Below are 23484 nucleotides of genomic sequence, written 5' to 3' on the forward strand. Positions count from 1 at the left end.
CGGCGCGGCGGCAAGCCGCAGGGCTTGCCCGGTCCGGTACCGGGATCAGTCCAGGACCCAGTACGTGGCACCGCTTCCGTCCAGGAACGCGCGCGCCCCCGCGCCCTGCAGCATCGCCAGCGTGGCCAGCGCGCCGGCTTCAAGACAGGTGTCGGCCAGCACCGTCACCGAACGGGGCGCCCCGGTCACGGGCCAGCCCGTGCGCGCATCCAGGATGTGCGGATAGCGGACGCCGTCCTTCAGCAGGAAGCGCCGGCTGTCGCCGCTGGTGGCCAGCGCGCCCTGGGCCAGCTCCAGGTCCACCGCGCCGCGCTGCGCATCCACCGCACCCGGCGCCTCCACCCCCACGCGCCACGGCCGCCCGTCGCGCCGCGTGCCAAGCGCCCGCAGGTCGCCGCCGAAGTTCACCAGCGCCGCCGTCGACGAGCGCAGCGCCAGCAGCTGCGGGCGTCAGTTCCGGGCGCCGCCAGGTGACCTTGTCCCAGCCCACCAGGGGCAGCAGCGCGCGCACGGCCTCGCGCGCGGGCACGTTGGCCGAGCCGTCGAAGCGCCACAGGCGCCGCAGCACCCCCGCGGTCACGTCGAAGCGGCCGTTGCTCAGGTGGAAGCAGTGGTCGGCAAGATCGAGCAGGCCGGCCGTCTCGTCGTCGACGATCACCGGCCGGCCCGCGGCATGATTGACGGCGTGGATGACGTTGTCGTCGCGGTAGCGGCTCAGCATCCGTTCCAGGCGCATGGCCTCGCCGGCCACCGCCTCGCCCAGCGCGGCGGCCTCGTCGCGCGTGTCGACATCGAGCAGCGCCTCGCACGGGCTCGCCATCGCCGCGAATGCGGCCTGCCAGCCGTCGGGACGCTGCTGCAGCGCAACGGTCACGCCTATTTCCCGAACGTGTAGCCCACGTTCACGATCCAGGCGTCGACGGTCGGGAACAGGTCCAGTTCCGCCAGGTCGCCGAACGCGCCGGCCGGCTGGTTGCCCGACTGCGCGTAGTATTCCACGCGCAGCGACAGCTCCTGGCCGCCCTTGAGCGTGGTGCCGTACTTCAGCCCGTAGGTCATGGCCGTCATGTCGCCCAGGCGGTAGTCGGCCGACACGAAGTCGGGAGTCTCGCCCTCCACCAGCCAGCGGCGGTAGAAGTCGGCCTCCGTCTGGTGGTACCAGCGCACGTTCGGCTGGAAGTAGCGCCCCTTGGCGAAGTTCAGGCGGTAGTGCAGCTCGCCCGTGTGCGAGGTGATGCCCCAGTCGTCGTCGAAGTAGCGATACGACAGCGTCACCACGTCGCGGCCCAGGCTGCGGATCAGCTCGGCGGCGATCGCGTTCTTCACGCGGTTGTCGGGCCGGCTCTCGTACAGGTAGAGGTCACGCGTGGGATCACCCGACACGGGCGCCGGTGCGCCCGTCACGCCGTCCACCACCGAGACGATCTTGTAGGGATCGGTCTGGTAGCCCGCCACGCGGCTGTTCGTGTAGTTCAGGCTCAGCACCGTGCGGCGGCCCAGCACCTGGGTCAGGCCCAGGCCCAGGTCGGTCACGCTCTTCGTCGCGTCGCTGCCTTCATCATCGTCGGCGCGTTTATCGTCACCACCACCGCCCGGCACCGGCGCCGGCATGGCCGCCATCGCCATGGGCACGCCGCCCTCGGGGTTGATGGTGTCCTCGAACCGCGCGGCGCGCAGCGTCACCGTGGTGTTCCTGTGGTTGAACTCGCGGGCCAGCGAAGCGTTGGCGCCCAGCGAGGTGTAGTCGTGCTCGAACGATCCGTACAGGCCCAGCGAGGCCATCGTCAGCCGGCCCCACGGCAGCGAGAAGCCGCCGCTCACGGCCACGCGCGTGTCGTGGAACGTGTTGTCGAGCGGGGTCATCCCCGGCTCGGTGGAGTAGCTGCCGTTGCCCGAGGGGCTGGTGAACGTCTGCGTCTTCTGCAGCGCGGGCACGGCGCCGCTGGCCGACGAACCGGTCAGCGCATCGTACACCAGGCGGATGGTGCCCACCTGGCCGCCGGCGAACTCGTGCTTCACGTCGCTCAGCAGTTCCACGGCCGACACGCGCCCGGGCTCGTGGTAGCCCAGCACGCCAGACTGCACTTCCGTCGCCTGCGCCTTCACGCCGGCCACGCCCAGCAGCCCGCAGGCCGCCGCCAGCGAGGCCCGCAGCTTGTCAGTTGCAGCCACAGCCGCCCCCCCCCGAGCCCAGCCCGCCGGTCGACGCTTCCTTGCTGAAGTAGATATGCTCGTCCAGCGACGTCAGCACCACGTCCTCGCCCGGGGTCATGCCCGGCTGCGACAGCACGTCGCGCTCCCAGGGCTGCACGCCCATCGAGGCGCAGCCGCCCAGCAGCGCCAGTCCCGCCGCCAGCGGCAGCCACCAACCGTCCCGTCTGCGCATCACTTGCCCTCCTTGAGCATGGCCGCGATCTCGGCCTCGCGCTTGCCGGCATCGGCGTCGCGGTAGCCCACATGGCTGGCCACCAGCTTGCCGGCGCGATCGATCAGGTATGTGGTCGGCATGCCCTCGAGCTTGTACTGCGCCGCCAGTTCGCCCTTCGGGTCGAAGACGACGATGATGCCCGGGTCGATGTCGCCGAGCCGCGACCGCATCGACGCCTCGTCGGCATCCACGCTCACGGCCACGATCTGCAGCCCCTGCCCGCCGTACTGCTGCTGCATCCGCGACAGCCACGGCATCGACGCCTTGCACGGCTTGCACCACGACGCCCAGAAATCGAGAGCCACCACCTTGCCGGCATGGTCGGCCAGCGTGAACTCGGCGGCGGCGAGCACCGGGCGCTCGGCCGGCTCGCCGGCCACGGCGCCGGTTGCGATAAGCAGGCACGCCAGCAGCGGCAGGAACGAACGGGATCGAAGCACGTCGGCCTCCTTGGAATGCTTGATGACAACAGAAGATCAGGTTCGGGCCGGGTCGGCAAGCCCATTCCCGGCCGCGCAGGGGGGAAAGGCCTTGAACACGCAAAGTCGGCGGCGGGTTCCCGAACCGGCTGGACGGCTCCCCTGCACCCGAAAACGGGAGGCCCGGCCGCTTCCGGCCGGGCCCATCCCCGAGCTTCCCCGTGCTGCCGCCGGTCAGGCGCCGTCAGCGCTTGTCCGCGAACGACGGCACCCTGTGCAGCCACTCCGGATGCCGCGTGCTGCCCCCGGCGTGGATGCCGGTCAGCGTCTCGCGCAGCTGGCGCGTCAGCTTGCCCTCGCCGCCGTCGCCGATACGGTGGTCGGCGCCCTTGTAGTGGATCGTCCCCACCGGCGTGACCACGGCCGCGGTGCCGCAGGCGAACACTTCCTTCAGCTTGCCGCCGTGCGCGTCCTCGATCACCTGGGCGATGGCCGGCGCCTTCTCCTCCCAGGTGACGCCCATGTCCTTCAGCAGCACGCCCACGCTGTCGCGCGTGACGCCGTGCAGGATCGTGTCGCCCGCCTTCGAGGTGATGACGCGGTCCTCGTAGACGAACATGATGTTCATCGCGCCCATCTCCTCGACGTACTTCATCTCCCTGGCGTCGAGCCAGATGATGTTGTCGTAGCCGGCGTCCTGCGCCTGCTTGATCGGCAGCAGCGCCGCCGAGTAGTTGCCGCCGGTCTTGGCGAACCCGGTGCCGCCGGCCGCCGACCGCACGTACGTCTCCTCGACGCGCAGCTTCAGCGGGTTCACCCCGCCGGTGAAGTAGCTGCCCACCGGCCCCACGATGATGAAGAAGATGTACTCGGTCGAGGCGCGAACGCCCAGGCCGCGCTGCGACGCGAACATCGTCGGGCGCACGTACATGGCGTCCGGGCTCTCGGGCACCCAGTGCCGGTCCATGTCGATCAGCATCTCGGCGCCGCGCATGAACAGTTCCGAATCGATGCGCGGCATGCACATGCGGTCGCAGGAGCGGTGGAAGCGCTCGAGGTTCATCTCGGGGCGGAACATGTGCACCGAGTCGTCGGCCACGTTGTGGTAGGCCTTCATGCCCTCGAAGATCTCCTGCCCGTAGTGCAAAACCTTGCACGCGGGATCGAGCATGAACGGGCCGTATGGAACCACGCGCGGGTCGCGCCAGGTGCCGTCTTTCCAGTCGGCCACGAACATGTGGGGCGTGAAGAACTGGCCGAAGCCGAAGGGGCCGTCGGGGGGCGACTTCGGGTTGGGATTCCTCGTGACGCTGATCTGCATCCCGTACTCCTCCTGCGGTGTCGATCCTGTCGCGCTGAGCGCTGACGGGACGAACAGGTGCCGGTCGCAAGCGTTTCGGCTGTTCCAATTTCGTTTGCGCGGAGGGTGAAATCAAGCGGTGCAGGAAGCGTATCGGCAGCTGCAAACCAAAGTAAACCCGGATGGTTCGTCGCCCGAGGAACCATCCGGGTTTGGGGGTGCGGCGGGAATGGGTTCGCCCTTCCACTCCCGCCGCGGGGTGATCCGGTCCCTCGCTCATTGACCGGATCCTGGAGGTGCGCTGGGCAGGTGGATGCAATCGCGGGGCCCGTTGTTCAACGGCTTGCCAACTGGTTGCACAGGGCCAAGTTGCCAATCAGGAGTTCATGGGGTGTCCCGCTCCTGTTGGTGAAAGGCCCCCAAAAGCGTCCCAAGAAAGTGTCCCATCGCAGGGGCCGATGGGACGGTTTGGGACAGTTGAAAGTGCGGTCGCGAAAGGGCCGCGCGCCTCAGGGGCCGGTCGCCGGCGCACAGACGTCGTTGCCCCGGTCGAACACCACGCGCCAGCGGCCGTCGGGCTCGAGCCGCCAGATGGTGCTGAAGTCGGCGATGTGCCGGCCTTGCGGGTCGAACACCGGGCCGGCGGTCAGGGCCAGCGTGCCGGAGTCGAGCACTTCCACGGTATCGGGCTTCCACGAGAAGGGCGCCGCGGGTCCGGTGAAGAAGCGCTCCCAGGCTTCCATCACCGTGGCGGCGCCGCGCAGCGGGCCGTTGGCGCCGAAGAAGACGGTGTCGTCGGCCAGGAACGAGCCGAAGGCCGCGTGATCGCGCGCGGCCATCGTCGCGGCGAACGCGGTCTCGGCCGCGCGCACCTGCGCGACCAGTTCCTCGCGCGAAGCCATCGGCGCCGCAACGACCGGAGCCGCGCACATCATGATCGCAGCGGCCGCGGCCAGGCCGTTCAGGAACAGCTTTCTGCTCATCGCGATGCTCCCATCTGTTCTGCAAGCGTTGCAGGAATGTTTCAGGCCGCCAACGCGGCCTGCAGTTTCAACAGCGTGTTCCTGTTGCGCGTCGTGATGTCGTCACCCATCAGCTTCGAGACGTCCTCGAACAGCTTGTCGGTCAGCACGCCGCCCGGACACCACAGCCAGGCCGCATGCACGCCCATCGTCAACGAGGCCGGCGACCAGTCGCGCGCCGCCAGCGGCTTCAGCTTCGCCAGGGCGCCGGGCACGCGCGGAAAGGCGGCCAGCAGGCGCGAACCGTCGGCGCCCGCCGGCAGCGAAGGCGCCTCGTCGATGACGGCGTTGAACGCGGCCGCGGCGATCACCGTCACGCGCACCTGCAGCGCCAGCGCCGAGGCCAATTCCTGCTCCAGACGAGCGGCGACGATTGCGGGTTTCAATGGCCGCGGCGTGGTGAACACGACGTTGCCGCTGGCCAGCACGGTGGTCACGTCCGCGAAACCGCACGCCGCCACGGTCGCGCGCAGGTCAGCCATGGCCACGCGATTGCCGCGCCCGACGTTCACCCCGCGCAACAGGGCCACACACCGCTCCGCCACGTCTCACCCCGCAATCCGATGTAAACCTCTCCGCAATTCTATCTCGTTGGCGCGCATCACTATACCAATAGATCGGCGGCGAGTCCAGACCCGGTGACCGAAACAATAAAGTCAACCCGTGTCCAGCCATGCCGATAAACCGCTACCAACTGCCGGTCCGGGCTTCCCGCCGGCGCCACGCCGTACCGTGCGACGAGGAGGCAACTCCATGCGTCCGATCGCGATCCTGCTGCTGCTGGCCAGCGTCTTCGCCCTGAGCGCCGCCGCACAGACCGTGCCTGCGAAGCATGACCTGCCGGAGATCAAGGCGGCCGGGCAGCTGCGCCACCTGGGCATTCCCTACGCGAACTTCATCACCGGCGCCGGCGACGGGCTCGATGTCGACCTGGTGAAGATGTTCTGCCGCGAGATCGGCGTGGAGTACGTCTACGTGGAGACCGACTGGAGCCGCACGTACTCCGATGTCACCGGCCTGGCGTTCACGCGCAAGGGCAACGAGGTGACCATCACCGGGCCGGCCGAGGTGCGCGGCGACATGATCGCCCACGGCATGACCGACCTGGCGTGGCGGCGCGAGCTCGTCAACTTCGCCGAGCCGATGTTCCCCACGCAGATCTGGCTGATCGCGCCGGCCACTGCGAAGATCGCGCCCATCGCGCCGACCGGGACGCTCGACGGCGACATCGCGCTCACCTACCGGCTCATCAACGGCATCAGTGTGCTGGCCAAGCCCAACACCTGCCTGGACCCGAAGCTGTACGACCTGAGCGGCCACGGCGCCATCGTCGTCAACTACGAGGGCAGCCTCAACCACATGGCGCCGAACCTCCTGGGCGGCATGGCCGACCTCACGATCCTCGACGTGCCCGACGCGCTGGTGGCGCTGCGGCGGTGGCAGGGCAAGATCAAGATCCTGGGCCCGCTCTCCGAGCCCCAGTACATGGCCGCGGCTTTCCCGAAGAACTCGCCGCAGCTGGAGGCCGCGTTTGCGGCGTTCCTGAACCGCTGCCAGGCCGACGGCACCTATGACGCGCTGGTGCGCAAGTACTACCCCGGCGTGTGGACGTACTTCCCCGACTTCTTCACCACCGGTGGCAGCGTGCAATGATCGCGTGGACCGGCACTCACGGCGGATCCCGCCGGCGGCCGTGGCTTGCGGCCGCCGGCGTGGGTTTGCCCGCCGTCGCGCTGGTCGTCTATCTCATCTACGGCTTCTACGTCGGCCGGCAGGCGCAGCACCAGGCGCTGGAGCGCGACGAGCTCGCCCACACGCAGGCGCTGGGCGTGTCGCTCGACCACTTCCTGTCGGGACTGCAGGCCGAGGTGGCCGAGCTGGCCGACGGCCGCGAGGTGAGCGCCTGGTTCGAGAACGCGGCGCTGGGCCTGAGCCTCGAATACGGCCTGCGCATCAACCTGCTGGACCTGGAAACCGAGTTCGACAGGCGGCTGGCCCACAGGCTGCCGGGCGGCGAACCGATCTACGCGCGCCTGCTGCTGCTCGACGCCGACGGCCGCAAGGTCTTCGATTCACGCGAGCCGCGCCGCGATCCCGGCGACGCGTTCGCCGAAGGCTGGACGCGACCGGCGCCTGCCGACTCCGGGGGCGCACGCGCGGCCTACCTGCCTGACGCGGACCAGGTCGTGCTGGCCACCGAGTGCCGCGTGCTCGACCGCAACGAAGGCTGGCTCCTGGCCTTCGTGCCGTCGACCACCCTGCATGCGCAGGTCCAGGGTTCGCGGCGTTCGTCCGACGCGCGGCTGTGGCTGGCCTGGGATGACCGCATCCTCGGCGGCGGCGACGCGGCCGGCGAACTCCCTTCCCGCAGCGCACCGCCCCCTGGCTCCGCAACGCTGCTGTCCGACGGCATGGCGGACAACCGCCCGCGCCTGCTGAGCTGCGCGCGCGCCGCGCACTTCCCGCTCACGGTCACGCGCATGAGCAGCGTCGACGGCGCCCTGGCCAGCGACCCGCGCCTGTTCCTGTGGGGGCTGGCCGCGCTGGCGATCGTGCTCATGGGGCTTTCGGGCATGGTCTGGTGGGGCCAGTTGCGCTCGCAGGCGCTGGTGGCCAGGCTCGACACCGAGGCGCTGCACGCCCGCGACCTCGCCGTGCGCCAGAAGGAACTGGAACGCGAGATCGAACTCCGTCGGGCTGCCGAAACCGACCTGGTGAAGGCCCGCGACGCGGCCGAGGCCGCCAGCCGAGCCAAGAGCCAGTTCCTGGCGAACATGTCGCACGAGATCCGCACCCCGCTCAACGGCGTGCTCGGCATGACCGAACTGGTACTCGACACGCGGCTGGACGACGAGCAGCACGAACAGCTGTCGATCGCCCTGGATTCGGGCCGCTCGCTGTTGACGATCATCAACGACATCCTTGACATGTCCTCGATCGAGGCCGGCGAGATGCGCCTGAGTCCCGACGATTTCGACCCGCGTCTCGAACTGGAGAACATCCGGCGTTCGTTCCTGGCCGGCGCCCGCGCGCGCTCCCTCGAGCTGGAATGGGAACTGGACCCGGAACTGGCCCCGCTGCTGCGCGGCGACGCGGCGCGCCTGCGCCAGGTGCTGGTCAACCTGCTGGGCAATGCCCTGAAGTTCACCGAGCAGGGCTCTGTTGGCTTGTCGGTTCGCGTCGAGTACGCCACCGAGCGCCGGCAGCGCCTCGTGTTCCGCGTGCACGACACGGGCATCGGTATCGCCCCCGACAAGCGGGAGATCATCTTCGGGGCGTTCCAGCAGGCCGACGGCTCCCATACGCGCCGTTACGGCGGTACCGGGCTTGGCCTGCATATCAGCCGCCGCCTGGTGGCCATGATGGGCGGGGACCTGCAGCTCGAACAACGGGAAGGCCCGGGCTCGGTCTTCACGTTCACGCTGACGCTGCCGGTGGCGAGCCGCTCCAGCGAGCCCGCGCCGGACGCCGGCACGGCGCCACCCGCGCCGGCCCGCGAGCCGCTGCGCGTGCTCGTGGCCGAGGACAACCCGGTCAACCAGAAGCTGGTGGTGTCCCTGCTGGAGAAGTGGGGCCACAAGGTGACGCTGACCGCCGACGGCGAGGAGGCGCTCGCGGCGCTGCACGCCGGTACCTTCGACGCGGTGCTGCTCGACCTGCAGATGCCGAAACTGGACGGGATCGAAGTGGCCCGCACCTGGCGCGCCCACGAGGCCGCGACCGGCCGGCCGCGCCTGCCGCTCGTGGCGCTGACCGCGCGTGTACTGCCCGAGGACCGGGCCCTCTGCCTGGACGTCGGCATGGACGCCCACCTGCCCAAGCCGCTCAACAGCCGCGCGCTGCGCGATACGCTCGACTGCCTCGTGCCCGCCCACGGCGGCGTCAGCTGTCTAGCCCGGGTTAACGCTTGCGCGAAGACCAGTGGATGGCGCGGATGCGCCAGGCTTCGCCTTCCTTCGCCAGCACCAGCAGCTCGGTCCCCAGGGAATCGACCTCGCGCCCGCGCCACGAGCCGCGCACCGAGCTGACGGCCCACAGCCAGGCCGCATCACCCACCTGCCGCACACCCGTCACCGTGCGCTCGCCGCCAAGCGCTTGGGCGAATTCGATGTCGGCCGCCAGGTGGTGTGCGGCGTACTGCGCCCGCGTCTCCAGTTCGCCGCCCTCCAGCACCACGGCATCGGCGGCCAGCAAGGCCAGGGCGGCGGTCGAGTCGCCGGCGGCCAGGGCCGCGTGGAACGCGGCCGCCGTTGCGGCGATGGCGGTGGAGTCGGGTGCCGATGCCTCCATGGCCTTCGTGACGGCCGGCGCTGCCAGCAATGTGACCAGAATGACAGCTATTGCCACCGCTTTCATGGGGCACTCCCGATGTGCTTGAGGGTGCAACTTGCGCCGGCGCAACTCCAGGTCGGCCGTGGTGGCTGTCTCGATGTTCATCACGCCGCCTTGCGCGCGCCCGACACTTCGCGCCGCGACGCGCCTTCGCCTTTCGCGGGCGCCGCCGTGGTCAGGGCCAGGCCCGCCACGACCAGCGCCAGGCAGAAGCACCAGCCGCCGGGCAGCAGCCGCAGCTGCGGGCCACCGGTGGCGCTGGCGGCCGAGCGCAGGCCGAGCAGGAACACGATGCCCAGGCCGGTCACGATCCAGCCGCGCCACCGCAGCCAGGTCACGGCCTTGCGCACCGGCGTCGCCATGGCGCGCGGCGGCAGCCAGGCCGCCAGCAGGGCGGCCAGCAGCAGCGCCACCGGCAGCACGACGATGACCACCGAGACCAGGATCACGTTGAGCAGGGGCTGCTTGTTTGCCATGTGGTCCAGGAACTGCAGCATGGTCAGCGAGCGCGAGAACGGGATCGCCAGCAGGCGCACGGTGCCGTGGACGAACGGCAGGAAGGTCGTGGCGGCGTAGAGCAGCAGCGCGGCCACGGTCAGCGGCCGGGCCAGGCGGCGGGCGGTGGCGGTATCCATCAATCCGAAGACGCGACGCACGGCGGTTCCCCTTCACATGGAAGCGGGGGCGCCGGCGCGGCGCCCCCGTAACCAATATATACCTCGGGCGCCGCGACTAGTAGAAGGTGAACCCGGCGGTCACCTTGGCGTCCGGCGAATCGGCCGCACCCAGCTTCAGCTCGACGAAGAAGTCGTTCCCCGCCGACAGCTTCCGGCTCATGCCGCCCAGGAAGTTCACGCCCAGCTCGGTTTCCGAGCCGTCGCCGGGACCATCGTTGTCCCAGCTGTAGAAGTTCAGGCCCAGGCCGGCGCCGATGTAGAAGCCCCAGTCGGAGCTGCCGCGCTTGCTGAACTTGTAGACCAGCTCGGGATTCAGCGCGATCAGGGTGATGTCGTCCCCGAAGCCGATCTCGATGTTCGGGATGAACCAGCCGTCGTTGAACAGTTCGCCGCCGTTCATGTGGGCACCGACGTGGACCTGGTCGGGCTCGAACGTGGCGCCGCCGCGCAGCCCCCAGGCGGTCTCGGCCTGGGCGGCGCCGGCACCGGCGACCATCATCGCCAGCAGGCAGAACAGGATCCTCTTCATAGGGCATGACTCCTTGTCGCTGGGGTTGTCTTGGTGTCCGTCCACGATAGCAAAGAAGCCCGGCGGCCACAACGCGGGTCGGCAGCGCACTAGCGGGTGCCGTGGCAGTGCTTCAGCTTGCGTCCGCTGCCGCACGGGCAGGCCTCGTTGCGCCCTGTCCGCGCGATCGCTTCGGTTAGTTCGTGGTCGCGTTGGTCCATCCAGCCCATCACCCCGGCCGGTGGCCGCATCGCCTGCAGTTCGGTGGCCATGAAGTCCAGCGCCGGGCCGATGTGACGGAAGAACGCGCGGTAACCCTCGCACAGGTAGTTCAGCCCCGGCTCGCCGTCGGGAGTCGCCATGAAGCGGTCCTTTGGGCAGCCGCCGTGGCACAGCTCGAGCACGTCGCACTGCCGGCAATAGGCGGGGAGCGTGGACTGCTTCTGCTGACCGAACGCGCGCTGTCGCGGCGAGCCCACCATCTCGGTGAGGGTCGCTTCGGCCAGGTTGCCCAGCAGGTAGCCCGGCTCCACGAAATGGTCGCAGCTGAAGAGGTCGCCGTTGTGCTCGAGCACGAGCGCATCGCCGCAGGTGGGCGCGTGCACGCACAGCGCGTAGCGGCCCACGCGATTGCCCAGCGCCACGTCGAAGGCCTGCACGAAGACGGTGCCCACGTCGCGGCGCACCCATTCGTCGAACACTCCACCGAGGAAGGCGCCGTACTGCCGCGCGCCCACCGAGCGCGGTGCCGCGCGGTCGCCGCTCTGCGTGTACAGCGGGCGTTTCACGGAGCGCCCGGTGCCCCAGCCTTCGGCCGTCGCCGTCTCGGCGCCGGGCTTCGCGCGCTCGACCACGGGGATGAACTGCAGGTGCCGTGCGCCCAACTCGTCGCGGAAGAAGCGGTAGGTGCCGCGCGGATCGTCGGCATTGTCGCTGTGCACGGTACACAGGATGTTGACCGCGACGCCGGCGTCACGCAGGTGGTTGTAGCCGGCCAGCACCTGGTCGAAGGTGCCGCCGCCGCCCTTGGTGACGCGGTGGCGGTCGTGAACTTCCCGCGGCCCGTCAAGACTCACACCGACGAGGAAGTTGTGCTCACGGAAGAAGTTCGCCCACTCGGCATCGAGGCGCGTGGCATTCGTCTGGATGGTATACAGTATTTTTGCGTCGATTGGCAATACCGTTCAGCCAGCACCACCGCGCGGCGGAAGAAATCGAGTCCCATCAGCGTGGGCTCGCCGCCCTGCCACGAGACGGCCACCTCGCCCTCGGGATGCGCGGCGAACAGCTGCTGCAGCCACGCCTCGAGCACCTCGTCGTCCATGCGGAAGGTGCTGCCGGGGTACAGCTGGTCCTTCGACAGGAAGAAGCAGTACGAGCAGTCGAGGTTGCACGCGGCGCCGGTGGGCTTGGCCAGCAGGTGGAAAGGGCGTGGGTCCATCGGCGGAGTGTGGCGGGGGGGGGGCGGCCGGCGGCCTGAGGGCGGCGTCGGGTGCCAGCCCCGCTTGACGTTGCGGGGGCGGCGAGGCCAGGTTAGACACAATAGGCGCCCTTGTCATGACGAACGACGCTATGACCTGCGCCGATTCCCGCCACCACGCCGACCAGCCACGGCAGCGCGCCAGACCGGCATTGCCGGGCGATCACCCGGCCACCGGAAGCCCCAAAAAAAACGAAAACAGCAAAATCAGATGCCGTCGCCATCGCCCCTGTCCATGCGTGCGGGATCGGCAGTGTGGCCACCCAACTGCTCCAGCTCGCGCGCCAGATAGTCCGTCAGGCTGCCGCAGACAACGTCGCAGATCTCGAAGACGCGCGCGTCGGCCACAGAATAGTAGACGAACATGCCCTGCCGCCGCCGCCTCACCAGGCCGCCGCGCAGGAGCAGTTGCAGATGTTTGGAGACGCTGGCCTGGGCGGCGCCACTGCTGGCGACGAGGTCGGCCACCGACCGTTCACCGCCCTCGAGGGACTGCAACAGGCGCAACCGGACAGGATCGCCAAGGAGCCGAAAGCGTTCCGCAATCAGCTCTAAGGTTTTGTCGTTCAACACGTTGCCAGACATCGCGTTTTTCCTCTCCAGTTGCGCTTGACGCCGTCGATGAAGTATAATATATTCGATTATGTGCATATGGTCAATAGGCCATAATACAAGAATGGTCTGGTCGGGTTGGAAGCGCAAGTCAGGACAACAAGTCGGGGTTGGGAAGCGCAAGGGGCGCCCGCCACGCGGGCCACTTCACCGGAAGGTTCGACCATGAAGATGACGGAGATCCTGGTCCTGGGCGCAGCGCTGCTGGCAGCCTTCGGCGCCGGGGCGCCGGCCGCTGCGGCCACGGCAAACGAGACGCTGACGCTGCCGGCGGCCGTGCAGCTGGCCCTGAAGAACAGCCCGCAGGTGCTGCAGGCGCAGGCGCAGCAGGATGTCGCCGCGGCGGGCAAGCGCGAAGCGAATGCGATGCGGCTGCCGCACCTGCAGGTGCGCGAGGTGGGACTGCGCACCGACTCGCCGGCCGATGCGTTCGGGCTGCAGCTCATGCAGGAGCGTTTCGATTTCCCGACGTTCACGACGAGCGACCCGAACAACCCCGAGCCCATCAACAACTACGCGACCGAGTTCGAGGCTGCGTGGCCCATCTTCACCGGTGGCCGCGTGATGGCGGGCATCGGGCAGGCCGACCGCATGGCGAAGGCCGCCGCCGCGGTCAGCGACCACACCGACGAGGCCATCGCCCTGGCCACCGCCTCGGCCTACATGGATGCCGTGCTGGCGCAGCGCGCGGTCGAACTGGCCGAGCGCGCCTTCGAGACCACGAAGAAGCACGTCGACCAGGCGCAGGCCTTCTTCGACACCGGCATGATGGTCGAAAGTGACCTGCTGCAGGCCCAGGTGCAGCTGGCGCGCATGGAAGAGAAGCTCATCAGCGTGCGCAACGGCGCGCAGCTCGCGCGCGCCGGCCTGTTCCGCGTGATGGGCATCGCGCAGGACTCGGGCTACGCGCTGGACCCGGCCGTCGCCGAGGTGGAGCCCAGCAACGTCGACCTGGCCGAAGCCCTCAGCGGCGCCCGCGCCCGTCGCAACGACGTGAAGGCCGTGGCCGCGCAGGTCGACGCCGCCCGTCTGGGCGTGCGCCGCGCGCAGGGCGAGTACCTGCCCGAGGTCGTGGTCATGGGCAAGTACGCGCTCAACGCCGACAACGTGTTCGGCGACGACGGCGACAGCTTCACCGTGATGGCCATGGCCCGCTGGAACCTGTGGAACTGGGGCCAGACGCGCGCGCGCGTGAGCGGCGCCCGCTCCTCGCACGTGGCGGCGCAGCAGGCGCAGCGCGGGCACGACCAGCAGGTCGAGTTCGAGGTGCGCCAGGCCTGGCAGCAGGTCGCCGAGGCGCGCGCCCGCTACGCCGTGGCCACCGGCGCCGTGGCCCAGGCCGAGAAGGCCCTCAACATCCTCGAATCGCGCTTCGAGCAGGGTGTGGCCCGCGTCACCGACCTGCTCGACGCCGAGACGATGCTCGACGACGCGCGCGTGCGCGAACTGAACGCGGGCTTCGACATGCGTCGCGCCGCCCGCACCCTCGATTTCGCTGTTGGTCTTCCCCCTGTTCCGGAGGTTTCGCGATGAAGCGCGCACCACTGACGATCACCGTGGCCCTTGCGGCCATCGCCCTGCTGGCCTTCGCCGGCTGCCAGGGCGGCCAGAAGAAGGATTACGCCGCTGCCGGCGCGCCGATCGCGGTGCGCGTGGTGGCGGCAGCGCCCGCCGCCGTGGCCGAGCAGGTCGAAGTGACCGGTTCGCTGCACGGCGCGCGTGAGGCCGTGCTGTCGGCCAAGGTCATGGGCACCGTCACCGCCATCCGCAAGACTGCCGGTGAGGTTGTGCGTCGCGGCGAGGTCGTGATCGTGCTCGACGACCGCGAGGTGGCCGGCAACATCGGCCAGGCCGAAGGCGCACTGGCGCAGGCCAAGGCCGCCGCGGCGCTGGCCGGCTCGAACCTGCAACGCTTCGAGCAGCTGAAGGAACGCGGCGCCGCCTCGCAGCTGGAGCTGGACCAGGCGCGCTACGCCCACGAGACGGCCCAGGGCGCCGTGCGCCAGGCCGAGGCCGCCGTCTCCACCGCCAGCAGCTACAAGAGCTACGCGCAGGTGCCGGCGCCGTTCGACGGCCAGATCGTCGACCGCATGATCGAGGTGGGTGACCTGGCCGCGCCCGGCCGCCCGCTCATGCGCGTGGAGGACGTCAGCACGCTGCGCCTGCACGTCTCGCTGGCCGAGGACAAGGCCATCGCCGCCCAGACGGGCGTCCAGGTCGAGGTGACCATCCCCTCGCTGCCCGGCCGCACCTTCACCGGCACCGTGGCCGAGGTCGTGCCCGCGGTCGACCCCGCCACCCGCACGCAGCTGGTGAAGATCGACCTGCCGCAGGACGCCACGCTGCGCTCGGGCCTGTTCGCCCGCGCCCGCTTCACCACCGGCTCGCGCCAGACGCTCAGCCTGCCCAAGGATGCGCTGGTGCGCCGCGGCGGCCTGACCGGCGTCTACGTCGACGACGCGGGCCACGCCTCGTTCCGCCTGGTCGAACTGGCCGACAGCCGCATCGGCGACACCATCGAGGTGCTGTCGGGCCTGAAGGCCGGCGACCGCGTCATCATGCTGCCGCCCGCCACGCTGACCGAGGGCGCCGTTCTCGAGGTGCAGCCATGAGTCGCGGTATCGGCTTCTCCGGCAGTGTCGCCAAGGCGTTCATCGACAGCAAGCTGACGCCGCTGCTGGTGCTGGCGGCCCTGGCCATGGGCATCTTCGCGGTGGTGGTCACGCCCCGCGAGGAAGAGCCCCAGATCCAGGTGCCCATGATCGACGTGATGGTGCCGTATCCCGGCGCCACCGCCCGCGAGGTGGAAGAGCGCGTGGCGGCGCCGCTCGAGAAGCTGCTGTGGGAGATCCCCGGCGTGGACTACGTCTACACCACCAGCGGCCCCTCGTACGCGCTGGCCATCGTGCGCTTCAAGGTGGGTCAGGACCCCGAGGAGAGTGCCGTCAAGCTGCACACGAAGCTGATGGCCCATCCCGAGGTGATTCCCACCGGCGCCGGCCCGGCCACCGTCACGCCCAAGGGCATCGACGACGTGCCCATCGTGGCCTTGACCGTCTGGAGCGAGACGCAGGACAGCGGCACGCTGCGCAAGGTGGGCGATGAACTGGCGCTCGAGATCAGGAAGATCCGCGACATCTCCGACGTGAATGTGATCGGCGGCGAGCGCCGCGAGCTGACCGTGCGCCTGGACGCCGGGCGCCTGCAGGCCAGCGGCCTGAGCGCCCTGCAGGTGGCGCAGTCGCTCAAGCAGACGAACTGGAGCCTGCCCGCCGGCTCGCTGACGGCCGGCAACCAGGAAGTGCTGCTGGCGGCCGAGGGCGCCCTGCGCACCGCCGACGACGTGCGCGGCGTGGTGGTCGGCGTCCGCAATGGCCGTCCCGTGCGGCTGGGCGACGTGGCCGACATCAGCGACGGCACCGCCGAGCGCCAGACCTACGTCATGTTCGGCGCCGGCCCGCAGGCCTCGCACAAGGACATCGACGGCATGCCGGTCGATGCGCAGGCCATCACCCTGGCCGTGGCCAAGAAGCCCGGCAGCAACGCCGTAGTGCTGGCCAAGCAGATCGAGCACAAGCTGGTCGAGCTGGAGAAGACCCTGCTGCCGGCCGACGTGCACGTGACCTTCACGCGCAACTACGGCGAAACGGCGCAGGAGAAGTCGAACGAGCTCATCTTCCACGTGCTGGTGGCCACCGGCGCCGTGGTGCTGCTGATGCTGTTCGCGCTCGGCAAGAAGGAAGCGCTGGTCGTCGCGGTGGCCGTGCCGGTCACCCTGGCCCTGACGCTGGCCGCCAGTACTGCCATGGGCTACACGCTCAACCGCGTGACCCTGTTCGCGCTGGTGTTCGCCATCGGCATCCTCGTCGACGACGCCATCGTCGTGGTCGAGAACATCCACCGGCACTTTCAGATGGGCAAGGGCGACCGCAAGCTGGCCGCCGTGTTCGCGACCGACGAGGTGGGCAACCCCACCATCCTGGCCACGTTCACGGTCATCGCCTCGCTGCTGCCGCTCGCGTTCGTCGGCGGCCTCATGGGCCCGTACATGCGGCCCATCCCGGTCAACGCCTCGTGGGCGATGCTGTTCTCGCTGGTCGTGGCCTTCGTGGTCACGCCGTGGGTCACCCTGCGCGTGATGGGCCGCCACGGCGGCCATGGTCCCGACGACGGCGGCCACGGCCCCTCGAAGTCGGACCTGCGCATCACCCGCATGTACACCGCCATCATGAAGCCGCTGATCGGCGACTCGCGCCGGCGCAACCTGGCCCTGTTGGGCGTGGTGCTGCTGCTGGGCGCCTCGGTCAGCCTCATGTTCCTGCGTGCGGTGCGCGTGAAGATGCTGCCGTACGACAACAAGAGCGAGTTCCAGGTCATCGTCGACATGCCCGAGGGCACCACGCTCGAGAGCACGGCCGCCGCCGCCAAGGCGCTGGCCGCCGCGGTGCGCACACTGCCCGAGGTGACCGACACCCAGATCTACGTGGGCACCTCGGGCCCGATCAACTTCAACGGACTGGTCCGGCACTACTTCATGCGCCAGGGCGCCAACGTGGCCGACATCCAGGTCAACCTGGTCGGCAAGCACGACCGCAAGACGCAGAGCCACGACCTGTCCAAGCAGGTGCGCGACCTGCGGGTACCCATCGCCAAATAGCACGACGCGAACATCAAGGTGGCCGAAGTGCCGCCTGGCCCGCCAGTGCTGTCGACGATGGTCGCCGAGATCTACGGCCCCGATCCGCAGCGCCAGCTCGAGGTGGCACAGCAGGTGCGCGCCGTGTTCGAGGCCACGCCCGGCATCGTCGACGTGGACTGGATCGTCGAGGCGCCGCAGCCCAAGGTGATCTTCGCCGTCGACCGCGAGAAGGCCGCCGTCGCGGGCATCAGCCCCGAGATGATCGCCTTCGAACTGCGGATGGCCGGCGCCGGCGCCGAGGCGGGCCTGCTGCACACCGAGCACGGCCGCACCCCGGTGCCCATCATGCTGCGCACCGACCGCGCCGGCCGCGCCGGCCTGGCCCAGCTCGAAGGCGTCTCGCTGCCCTCGCCCGAGGGACGCATGGTGCCGCTGGCCTCGCTGGTCACCATCCAGGAGACCGTCGAGACCGCCAGCATCTACCACAAGAACCTGCGTCGCGTGGTCTACGTGACGGCCGAGGTGGCCGGCGCCACCGAAAGCCCGATCTACGGCATCCTCGACATGAAGCAGAAGATCGCCGCCCTGCCCCTGCCCGAAGGCTACGCCATCGAGCAGCTCTACTCGGCCATGCCCACCTCGGAAGACCGCCTGGTCATGAAGTGGGACGGCGAGTGGCAGATCACGTACGAGGTGTTCCGCGACATGGGCATCGCCTTCGGCGTGGTCATGCTGCTCGTCTACGTGCTGGTGGTGGCCTGGTTCAAGAGCTTCCTGACGCCGCTGGTCATCATGGCGCCGATCCCCTTGACGCTGATCGGCATCCTGCCCGGCCACTGGCTGACCGGCATGTTCTTCACGGCCACCTCGATGATCGGCTTCATCGCCCTGTCGGGCATCATCGTCCGCAACTCGATCCTCCTGGTCGACTTCATCGACCTCGAGCTGCAGGGCGGCGCCTCCCTCGAGGACGCCGTGCTGCGCGCGGGCGCCGTCCGCTTCCGCCCCATCGTCCTGACCGCCGCGGCCCTCGTCGTCGGCGGCCTGGTCATCGTCCTGGACCCGATCTTCCAGGGCCTGGCCGTCTCACTCATCTTCGGTGTCATCGTCGCAACGGCCCTGACGCTCGTCGTCATCCCGCTGCTCTACTACCTGCTGCTGCGGCACCGCGCCGCGCGGCAGCAGCCCCAGGGAGAACAGTCATGACCCTCAACGAAATGCTCCGCGCCATCGCCGGCTTCTTCGTCCTGCTCTCGGTTGCCTTGGGCTGGTTCGTGAGCCCGTACTGGTTCGCCTTCACGGCCTTCGTCGGCGTGAACCTGATCCAGTCGGCCTTCACCCGGTGGTGCCCGATGATCGCGCTGCTCCGCAAGCTCGGCGTGCCCGAGGTGCGCGGGGGCGGGTGCTGCTGAGGCTCGGGTTAGCACGAACAAGGGCGGGGTGATGCCCCGCCCTGGCGCCAGGGGACCGGTTCTGCCGGTCCCTTCGGCTTTCGTGCACGCCTGTTGGCGGCAGGATAGCGCGGAAGTCGCGGCGGCGCCAAGTCCCCATGCGCGGCCGGGGGCGCCGCCAGGCGCGCGGGCCGGGCGCGCCCGCCCTGCGGTCATTCGTGCCGGCACTTCTTCGGGCAGCACTTGTGCCGCCGGCGCCTACACGGCCGCTGCCAGAGCCATCGCCGTTTCCTTCACCGGCACTTGCGCCGCCGGCACTTGCTCCGCCGGCACTTGCTCCACCGCCACTTGCTCCACCGGCACTTGCGCTCTCACTTGCGCCGGCGCAAGTGCCCCCCTCGCATGCGCGAACGCATGACACCGGCTGCACAACGTCACCAGGTTGTCCGCTGTGTTGGCCCCGCCGGCCTGGCGCGGCGTGATGTGGTGCACTTCCAGGAACCGCGTGGCCCCGCAACCCGGCGACGCGCAACGATGCCGATCCCGCACCAGCACGGCCGCCCGCAGCGCGGGCGGAATCGTCGCCCGGTTGGGCCGGCCCCGCTCGCGCACGCGCGCGTCGCAGGTCAGCGCCGCGACTTGCGCTGGCGCAAGTGGCAGTTCGCCCCGCGCGGTCACGGCGGCAGCGGCTTCGCAGGTGGGACACTGGTGTACGACGATCTGCGTGGCCATATGGCGAGTGGCCCTTCTCGCGACGTTGCGACCGGGTGACTCCTTCGCGGGCAATGCGGGCGCAGCTGACGCCGCCTCGGCGTCATCGACGGCCATCATTGCCGGCTCCCCGCCACCAACACCCGCCCCCTCGACCAGCGCCGCCAACCCCGCCAATACCAGCTCGGCGCGATCGGCCGTGGCCGGCGCCACCCGCGCCTTGCGCGCCGCCTCGAGAAGCGCCTCGAAGCGGGCGAGCTGCACAGCATCGAGGCGCAGCGTGACCTGGTATGTGGATGCCTCCGTGGCCTGCAACGGCGCGAACCCGGGGTCCGGCGCGGACACCATCGCCGGCACTTGCGCCGGCGCAAGTGCGGGATCATCCCCGAACGTCATCTGCGCAGAGGCCGCCGCCGAAGCACCCACCCGCGCCCGCTTCCGCGCCGCCTGCACCTCGCGCTCGAGTTCGCGCCGCCCCTGCGTCTTCGCCTGCGCCACCCAGGCGGCCTGCGTTTCGGCGGTGGCCACGCGCGCCACCTGCTGCGCCTTGGTCCAGCCGAGCTCCCCGACGGTGACCGCTTCGCGGAGCAGGGGCAGCCGGTCGAGGTCATCGGCCAGCCGCTTGAACTGCCAGGCGCGGTTGTCGCTGAAACCGAGGGCCTGCGTCGCGTAGAGGTGACGGCTGGCGTAACCCAGCTCGCGAAAGAGCCCGCGCCGCTGCACCTCGGCGAACCAGAGCACGGCGCATTCGTGGGCCCGATCGCCCACAGCAAGGGCCTGGTGCAGCGCTTCATCGACACGCGCGGCCGACTGGCCGGCTTCATAGACGGGCAGGGTGAAGGCGGGCATGGCGCGGCCTTTCGAGGGATTGGGATGGGAGGAGTGATGGATTCAAGATAGCGAACAAAGAACGTAACATCAAGCAATTAAAATAAATATACAGTATACACAACATGGATCCCGGTGAGGGCTGCGCGCCCGGCCAGATGCGGTTGCGCCCGTCGCCCGCTCCACCCCCACCGGCTTGCGCCGGCGCAACAACCCACCTCCCGACAACGCGACATCCAACGGAAGAGCCGGCCGCCAAACCACGCGGGGTTTGGCGGCCGGCTCCAAAAGACCGAAAGGCGACGCGGTCTACTCCACCAGCACCACCGACCGCACCTCGCGCACCAGCTCCCCCCCGACGCGTGCACTCAGCACCACCTGGTACACACCCGAGGCCACCGGCCGGCCGCCGAAATCTCGGCCATCCCAGACAACGGAGTGCACACCCGCATCGTAGCCCGCCGCGGGGAACGCCCGCACCAGGCGACCCTGCACGTCGTACACGTTCAGGGCGGCGTCGCCGGCGGCGTCCAGGGCGAAGCGGAGCTGCGTCGAAGGGTTGAACGGGTTCGGGGCGTTGGGCAGCAGGCGCGCGGCGGCGCCGACAGAAGAGCCCGCACCCGGCACCGATGCCACGTACGTGCCCACCGTGAAGTCGGCCACGCGCGGGGCGTGGTCGCTGGCGGTCGGGATGTCGGACGCCAGCAGGCCGGTGGCCGTCAGCGTGGCCGGCTGCATCGTGCGTGTCTCGAGGATGAAGTGGTTGTGCAGCGTCAGGGCGCTGTCGGTGTAGAAGATCCAGTCCAGCACGCCCGGGTAGAAGGTGCTGGTGTCGCTGCGCCAGGTGTAGCTGGCGCGGCCGTCGGGGTGGCGCGAGGGCGGCACGGCGAAGGCGGTGCCGTCCCAGTCGGGCGGGGAGTCGACGCCGTAGGTGCCGTTGTCGATGATGTCGCCGGTGAGGATGGTGTCGAGCTGCTGCTGCCAGCCCACCAGGTTCATGTCGCCGGCCATGATCACCGGCGTGTTCGCGGGCAGGGTGAGGCGGCCGCCGGCGGTGCGCGCGTCGCGCAGGAACGAGATGATGCCGTCGGCTTCCTCCTGGCGCGTGGCGTCGTCGGTGCAGCAGCGCAGGTGGGCGCCGATGAACAGCAGGTCCGTCGACTGCGAGGGGCCCAGGTCGAGCAGCGCCGCGGTTTCGCGCAGCGAGGTGTTGTTGTTCACCAGCCATGTCTGCAGGATGGGGAAGCGGCTGACGATCACGTTGCCGTCGTCGATCTTCGCGGCGTACCACTGTTCGCCGGGGCCGCTCGGCAGGAAGACTTCCACCTGCGCGGCGGTCTGCGCCGCGGTGTGGTTCCACACCTCGCACAGCACCATGAAGTCGGGGTCGATGGCATCGAAAATGCGGTTCTGCGCCGGCTGCTTGGACGCAGTCCAGAGACCATCCGACAGGATGTTCCACGACATGATGCGGATGTGCGACGGATCGTTACGGCCCAGCGGCAGCGTGGGCGCCACGTCGCTGCCGACGGTGAACGTGTAGCTGATGCTGCCGGTGTTGGGCGCCAGGTCGCCGGAGGTCGCATCGCGCAGGATGAACCGCACGGCCGCGCCGGTCATGAACGAGGTCGATCCCGCCGGCACGCTGCCGCGGCGCAGCGCCACCTCGAACTGGTTGCCGCTCACGGTGGGGCCCATCATCAGGCCCACGTTGTCGTGGTACACCGTGTAGTTCGTCGTGGCCGGCCGGAAGGTGCCGTTGCGCAAGCCGAATCTCCAGACCAGCTCGGCGCCGATGCCGCCGAACGAAGTGCCCGTGGCCGCGTTCAGGTCGGTGTCGAGGTACAGCTCCATCGACTGCTGCTCGTCGGGCTGCACGTCGCCGGTCACCTCGAAGCGGATGTAGAGGAAGTCCTGGTCGTTGGCCACCGCCACGGCGCGGAAGTCGACGGTGCCGCCGTCGCCGGCCGGGTCGGTGTGCAGCGGCGTCACTTCCGCCCAGTCGTCGAAATCGCCATCCAGCTGGATGGGCATGAGGTCGGCACGGGCGGGCAGGGCCGCCAGTGTAAGCAGCGCGCACAACACGACCGGGCCGGGGGTCCGGAACAGGTTTCTGGGCGACACGATGGGCAACTCCCGGAAGAAAAGCGGTCCTTTGGTGTATTTTTGCAATTATATCACCTTTCCCGGCCCGGGGCCACGACAACCGTCCCGGCGGGGTCATTTTCGGTTCCCCCGATTTTGGATATCTGGTATCGTCTTATGCGGAATCTACGCATACCGGAGGGTCGTTCCCGCGATGTCCCATGATATGGATCCACCGACGCCGGCGGATGACGCCAGCTCCAGGTCGCCAACGGCGGAACGCGCCCGCGATGTCCTTCACTCCACGCTCGACCTGCTCCAGCTGGTCGACTGCGCCTCGATCGACGAGATCATCCAGCGGGGGCTCGACGAGTCGGTGCGCCTGACGGACAGCTGCATCGGCTATTTCCATTTCATCAATGCCGACCAGGCCACCATCCGGCTGCACACCTGGTCCACCGGCACGAAGCGGATCTGCACCACGGTCGAGGCCACGCACTATCCCATCGCGCAGGCAGGCATCTGGGTCGACTGCGTGCATCGCCGCGAACCCGTCATCCACAACGACTACGCCGCCGAGCCGCACCGCAAGGGATTGCCGCAGGGCCACGCCGTCCTGATGCGCGACCTGGGTGTGCCGGTGTTCGAGGAAGGGCGCATTGCCGCGACGCTGGGCGTGGGCAACAAGGAGACGGCGTACGACCAGGACGATGTCGAGCTGACGCAGCTGCTGGCCAACACCATCTGGAGCATCGTCCAGCGCAAGCGCGTGCAGGAGCACCTGCGCGAACAGATCGTGGCCCGCACCGAGGAGTTGCGCCAGCGCAACGAGCAGTTGCAGCAGGCGCTGGCCGATGTGCAGACGCTCAGCGGCATCGTGCCCATCTGTTCCTACTGCAAGCAGATCCGCGACGATCGTGGCTTCTGGAACCACCTCGAGTCGTACCTGTCGCGGCATACCGAGGCGCGGTTCAGCCACGGTATCTGCCCGGCGTGCGCGGCCAAGGAATTCCCCGACCTGCCGCTGCACCCGCCCGACAACTGACCGCGAA

At 69.3% G+C, this 23484-nt stretch carries 17 protein-coding genes and 3 pseudogenes; 7 read left to right on the forward strand and 13 right to left on the reverse strand.

Going from position 1 to position 23484, the window contains the following annotated elements:
- Positions 1 to 45: 45 nt before the first annotated feature.
- The 7 genes and pseudogenes from IPG61_07885 to IPG61_07915 form a co-directional block, all read right to left on the reverse strand.
- A pseudogene (locus tag IPG61_07885) lies at positions 46 to 820 on the reverse strand (FAD:protein FMN transferase).
- Positions 821 to 876: 56 nt separating this feature from the next.
- Positions 877 to 2172, reverse strand: a complete 1296-nt coding sequence (locus tag IPG61_07890; protein ID MBK6734001.1) for a DUF3570 domain-containing protein — start codon at positions 2170 to 2172, stop codon at positions 877 to 879.
- Entirely contained in the window at positions 2159 to 2386 is a 228-nt protein-coding gene (locus IPG61_07895) for a DUF4266 domain-containing protein (protein ID MBK6734002.1), read from the reverse strand. Before IPG61_07895 ends, IPG61_07890 begins: the two co-directional genes overlap by 14 nt.
- The gene (locus IPG61_07900; protein ID MBK6734003.1) at positions 2386 to 2868 is read right to left on the reverse strand and encodes a TlpA family protein disulfide reductase; all 483 of its coding nucleotides are present in this window, start codon (positions 2866 to 2868) and stop codon (positions 2386 to 2388) included. Before IPG61_07900 ends, IPG61_07895 begins: the two co-directional genes overlap by 1 nt.
- Before the next feature lie 223 nt (positions 2869 to 3091).
- A complete protein-coding gene (locus IPG61_07905) occupies positions 3092 to 4168 on the reverse strand; it encodes a branched-chain amino acid aminotransferase (protein MBK6734004.1) in 1077 nt (358 codons plus the stop codon).
- A 488-nt stretch (positions 4169 to 4656) separates the two neighbouring features.
- Positions 4657 to 5079 carry a nuclear transport factor 2 family protein gene (locus IPG61_07910; GenBank protein ID MBK6734005.1) on the reverse strand — a complete coding sequence of 141 codons (423 nt, stop codon included), beginning with the start codon at positions 5077 to 5079 and terminating at the stop codon, positions 4657 to 4659.
- Between the two features lie 92 nt (positions 5080 to 5171).
- Positions 5172 to 5699: a DUF1697 domain-containing protein gene (locus IPG61_07915; protein MBK6734006.1), complete on the reverse strand. Its 528-nt coding sequence runs from the start codon at positions 5697 to 5699 to the stop codon at positions 5172 to 5174.
- Between the two features lie 223 nt (positions 5700 to 5922).
- Between IPG61_07915 and IPG61_07920 the strand changes: the two genes are divergently transcribed.
- Both IPG61_07920 and IPG61_07925 read left to right on the forward strand, forming a co-directional pair.
- On the forward strand, positions 5923 to 6822 hold the full coding sequence (locus IPG61_07920; GenBank protein MBK6734007.1) for a transporter substrate-binding domain-containing protein: 900 nt from the start codon (positions 5923 to 5925) through the stop codon (positions 6820 to 6822).
- Positions 6819 to 9197, forward strand: coding sequence for a response regulator (locus IPG61_07925; GenBank protein MBK6734008.1), 2379 nt, complete (start codon positions 6819 to 6821; stop codon positions 9195 to 9197). The genes IPG61_07920 and IPG61_07925 overlap by 4 nt, the downstream gene beginning before the upstream one ends.
- A gap of 408 nt (positions 9198 to 9605) precedes the next feature.
- On the opposite strand, the gene IPG61_07930 is transcribed toward IPG61_07925, so the two are convergent.
- The 4 genes and pseudogenes from IPG61_07930 to IPG61_07945 form a co-directional block, all read right to left on the reverse strand.
- Positions 9606 to 10157 (reverse strand): hypothetical protein, encoded by a 552-nt coding sequence (locus tag IPG61_07930; protein MBK6734009.1) that lies wholly within the window; start codon positions 10155 to 10157, stop codon positions 9606 to 9608.
- A 76-nt stretch (positions 10158 to 10233) separates the two neighbouring features.
- Complete coding sequence (locus IPG61_07935) at positions 10234 to 10707, reverse strand: hypothetical protein (protein MBK6734010.1); 474 nt, start codon at positions 10705 to 10707, stop codon at positions 10234 to 10236.
- Between the two features lie 89 nt (positions 10708 to 10796).
- Positions 10797 to 12127: pseudogene (locus IPG61_07940) on the reverse strand (anaerobic sulfatase maturase).
- A 246-nt stretch (positions 12128 to 12373) separates the two neighbouring features.
- Entirely contained in the window at positions 12374 to 12751 is a 378-nt protein-coding gene (locus tag IPG61_07945) for a helix-turn-helix transcriptional regulator (GenBank protein MBK6734011.1), read from the reverse strand.
- A 192-nt stretch (positions 12752 to 12943) separates the two neighbouring features.
- On the opposite strand from IPG61_07945, the gene IPG61_07950 reads away from it, so the two are divergent.
- The 4 genes and pseudogenes from IPG61_07950 (at position 12944) to IPG61_07965 (ending at position 18829) form a co-directional block, all read left to right on the forward strand.
- On the forward strand, positions 12944 to 14311 hold the full coding sequence (locus IPG61_07950; protein ID MBK6734012.1) for a TolC family protein: 1368 nt from the start codon (positions 12944 to 12946) through the stop codon (positions 14309 to 14311).
- Positions 14308 to 15390, forward strand: coding sequence for an efflux RND transporter periplasmic adaptor subunit (locus tag IPG61_07955; protein ID MBK6734013.1), 1083 nt, complete (start codon positions 14308 to 14310; stop codon positions 15388 to 15390). The genes IPG61_07950 and IPG61_07955 overlap by 4 nt, the downstream gene beginning before the upstream one ends.
- Positions 15387 to 18623, forward strand: a pseudogene (locus tag IPG61_07960) (efflux RND transporter permease subunit). The gene IPG61_07955 and the pseudogene IPG61_07960 overlap by 4 nt, the downstream one beginning before the upstream one ends.
- Complete coding sequence (locus tag IPG61_07965) at positions 18620 to 18829, forward strand: DUF2892 domain-containing protein (protein ID MBK6734014.1); 210 nt, start codon at positions 18620 to 18622, stop codon at positions 18827 to 18829. Before IPG61_07960 ends, IPG61_07965 begins: the two are co-directional and overlap by 4 nt.
- Positions 18830 to 19066: 237 nt before the next feature.
- Here IPG61_07965 and IPG61_07970 read toward each other — a convergent pair whose 3' ends face one another.
- Together IPG61_07970 and IPG61_07975 are read right to left on the reverse strand one after the other, a co-directional pair.
- Positions 19067 to 20368, reverse strand: a complete 1302-nt coding sequence (locus IPG61_07970; protein MBK6734015.1) for an HNH endonuclease — start codon at positions 20366 to 20368, stop codon at positions 19067 to 19069.
- A 288-nt stretch (positions 20369 to 20656) separates the two neighbouring features.
- Positions 20657 to 22471, reverse strand: a complete 1815-nt coding sequence (locus tag IPG61_07975; GenBank protein MBK6734016.1) for an endonuclease/exonuclease/phosphatase family protein — start codon at positions 22469 to 22471, stop codon at positions 20657 to 20659.
- A gap of 175 nt (positions 22472 to 22646) precedes the next feature.
- On the opposite strand from IPG61_07975, the gene IPG61_07980 reads away from it, so the two are divergent.
- Entirely contained in the window at positions 22647 to 23477 is an 831-nt protein-coding gene (locus IPG61_07980) for a GAF domain-containing protein (GenBank protein MBK6734017.1), read from the forward strand.
- Positions 23478 to 23484: the final 7 nt, after the last annotated feature.

This window comes from bacterium, assembly GCA_016703265.1.
In the GTDB taxonomy this organism is placed as follows: domain Bacteria; phylum Krumholzibacteriota; class Krumholzibacteriia; order LZORAL124-64-63; family LZORAL124-64-63; genus CAINDZ01.

What these genes read in the sequence shown, in the direction of transcription:
- IPG61_07895 (MBK6734002.1), bottom strand. Translation starts at nt 2,386, where the DNA reads ATGCGCAGACGGGACGGTTGGTGGCTGCCGCTGGCGGCGGGACTGGCG.
- IPG61_07905 (MBK6734004.1), bottom strand. Translation starts at nt 4,168, where the DNA reads ATGCAGATCAGCGTCACGAGGAATCCCAACCCGAAGTCGCCCCCCGAC.
- IPG61_07910 (MBK6734005.1), bottom strand. Translation starts at nt 5,079, where the DNA reads ATGTGCGCGGCTCCGGTCGTTGCGGCGCCGATGGCTTCGCGCGAGGAA.
- IPG61_07920 (MBK6734007.1), top strand. Translation starts at nt 5,923, where the DNA reads ATGCGTCCGATCGCGATCCTGCTGCTGCTGGCCAGCGTCTTCGCCCTG.
- IPG61_07925 (MBK6734008.1), top strand. Translation starts at nt 6,819, where the DNA reads ATGATCGCGTGGACCGGCACTCACGGCGGATCCCGCCGGCGGCCGTGG.
- IPG61_07935 (MBK6734010.1), bottom strand. Translation starts at nt 10,707, where the DNA reads ATGAAGAGGATCCTGTTCTGCCTGCTGGCGATGATGGTCGCCGGTGCC.
- IPG61_07945 (MBK6734011.1), bottom strand. Translation starts at nt 12,751, where the DNA reads ATGTCTGGCAACGTGTTGAACGACAAAACCTTAGAGCTGATTGCGGAA.
- IPG61_07950 (MBK6734012.1), top strand. Translation starts at nt 12,944, where the DNA reads ATGAAGATGACGGAGATCCTGGTCCTGGGCGCAGCGCTGCTGGCAGCC.
- IPG61_07955 (MBK6734013.1), top strand. Translation starts at nt 14,308, where the DNA reads ATGAAGCGCGCACCACTGACGATCACCGTGGCCCTTGCGGCCATCGCC.
- IPG61_07965 (MBK6734014.1), top strand. Translation starts at nt 18,620, where the DNA reads ATGACCCTCAACGAAATGCTCCGCGCCATCGCCGGCTTCTTCGTCCTG.
- IPG61_07970 (MBK6734015.1), bottom strand. Translation starts at nt 20,368, where the DNA reads ATGCCCGCCTTCACCCTGCCCGTCTATGAAGCCGGCCAGTCGGCCGCG.
- IPG61_07980 (MBK6734017.1), top strand. Translation starts at nt 22,647, where the DNA reads ATGTCCCATGATATGGATCCACCGACGCCGGCGGATGACGCCAGCTCC.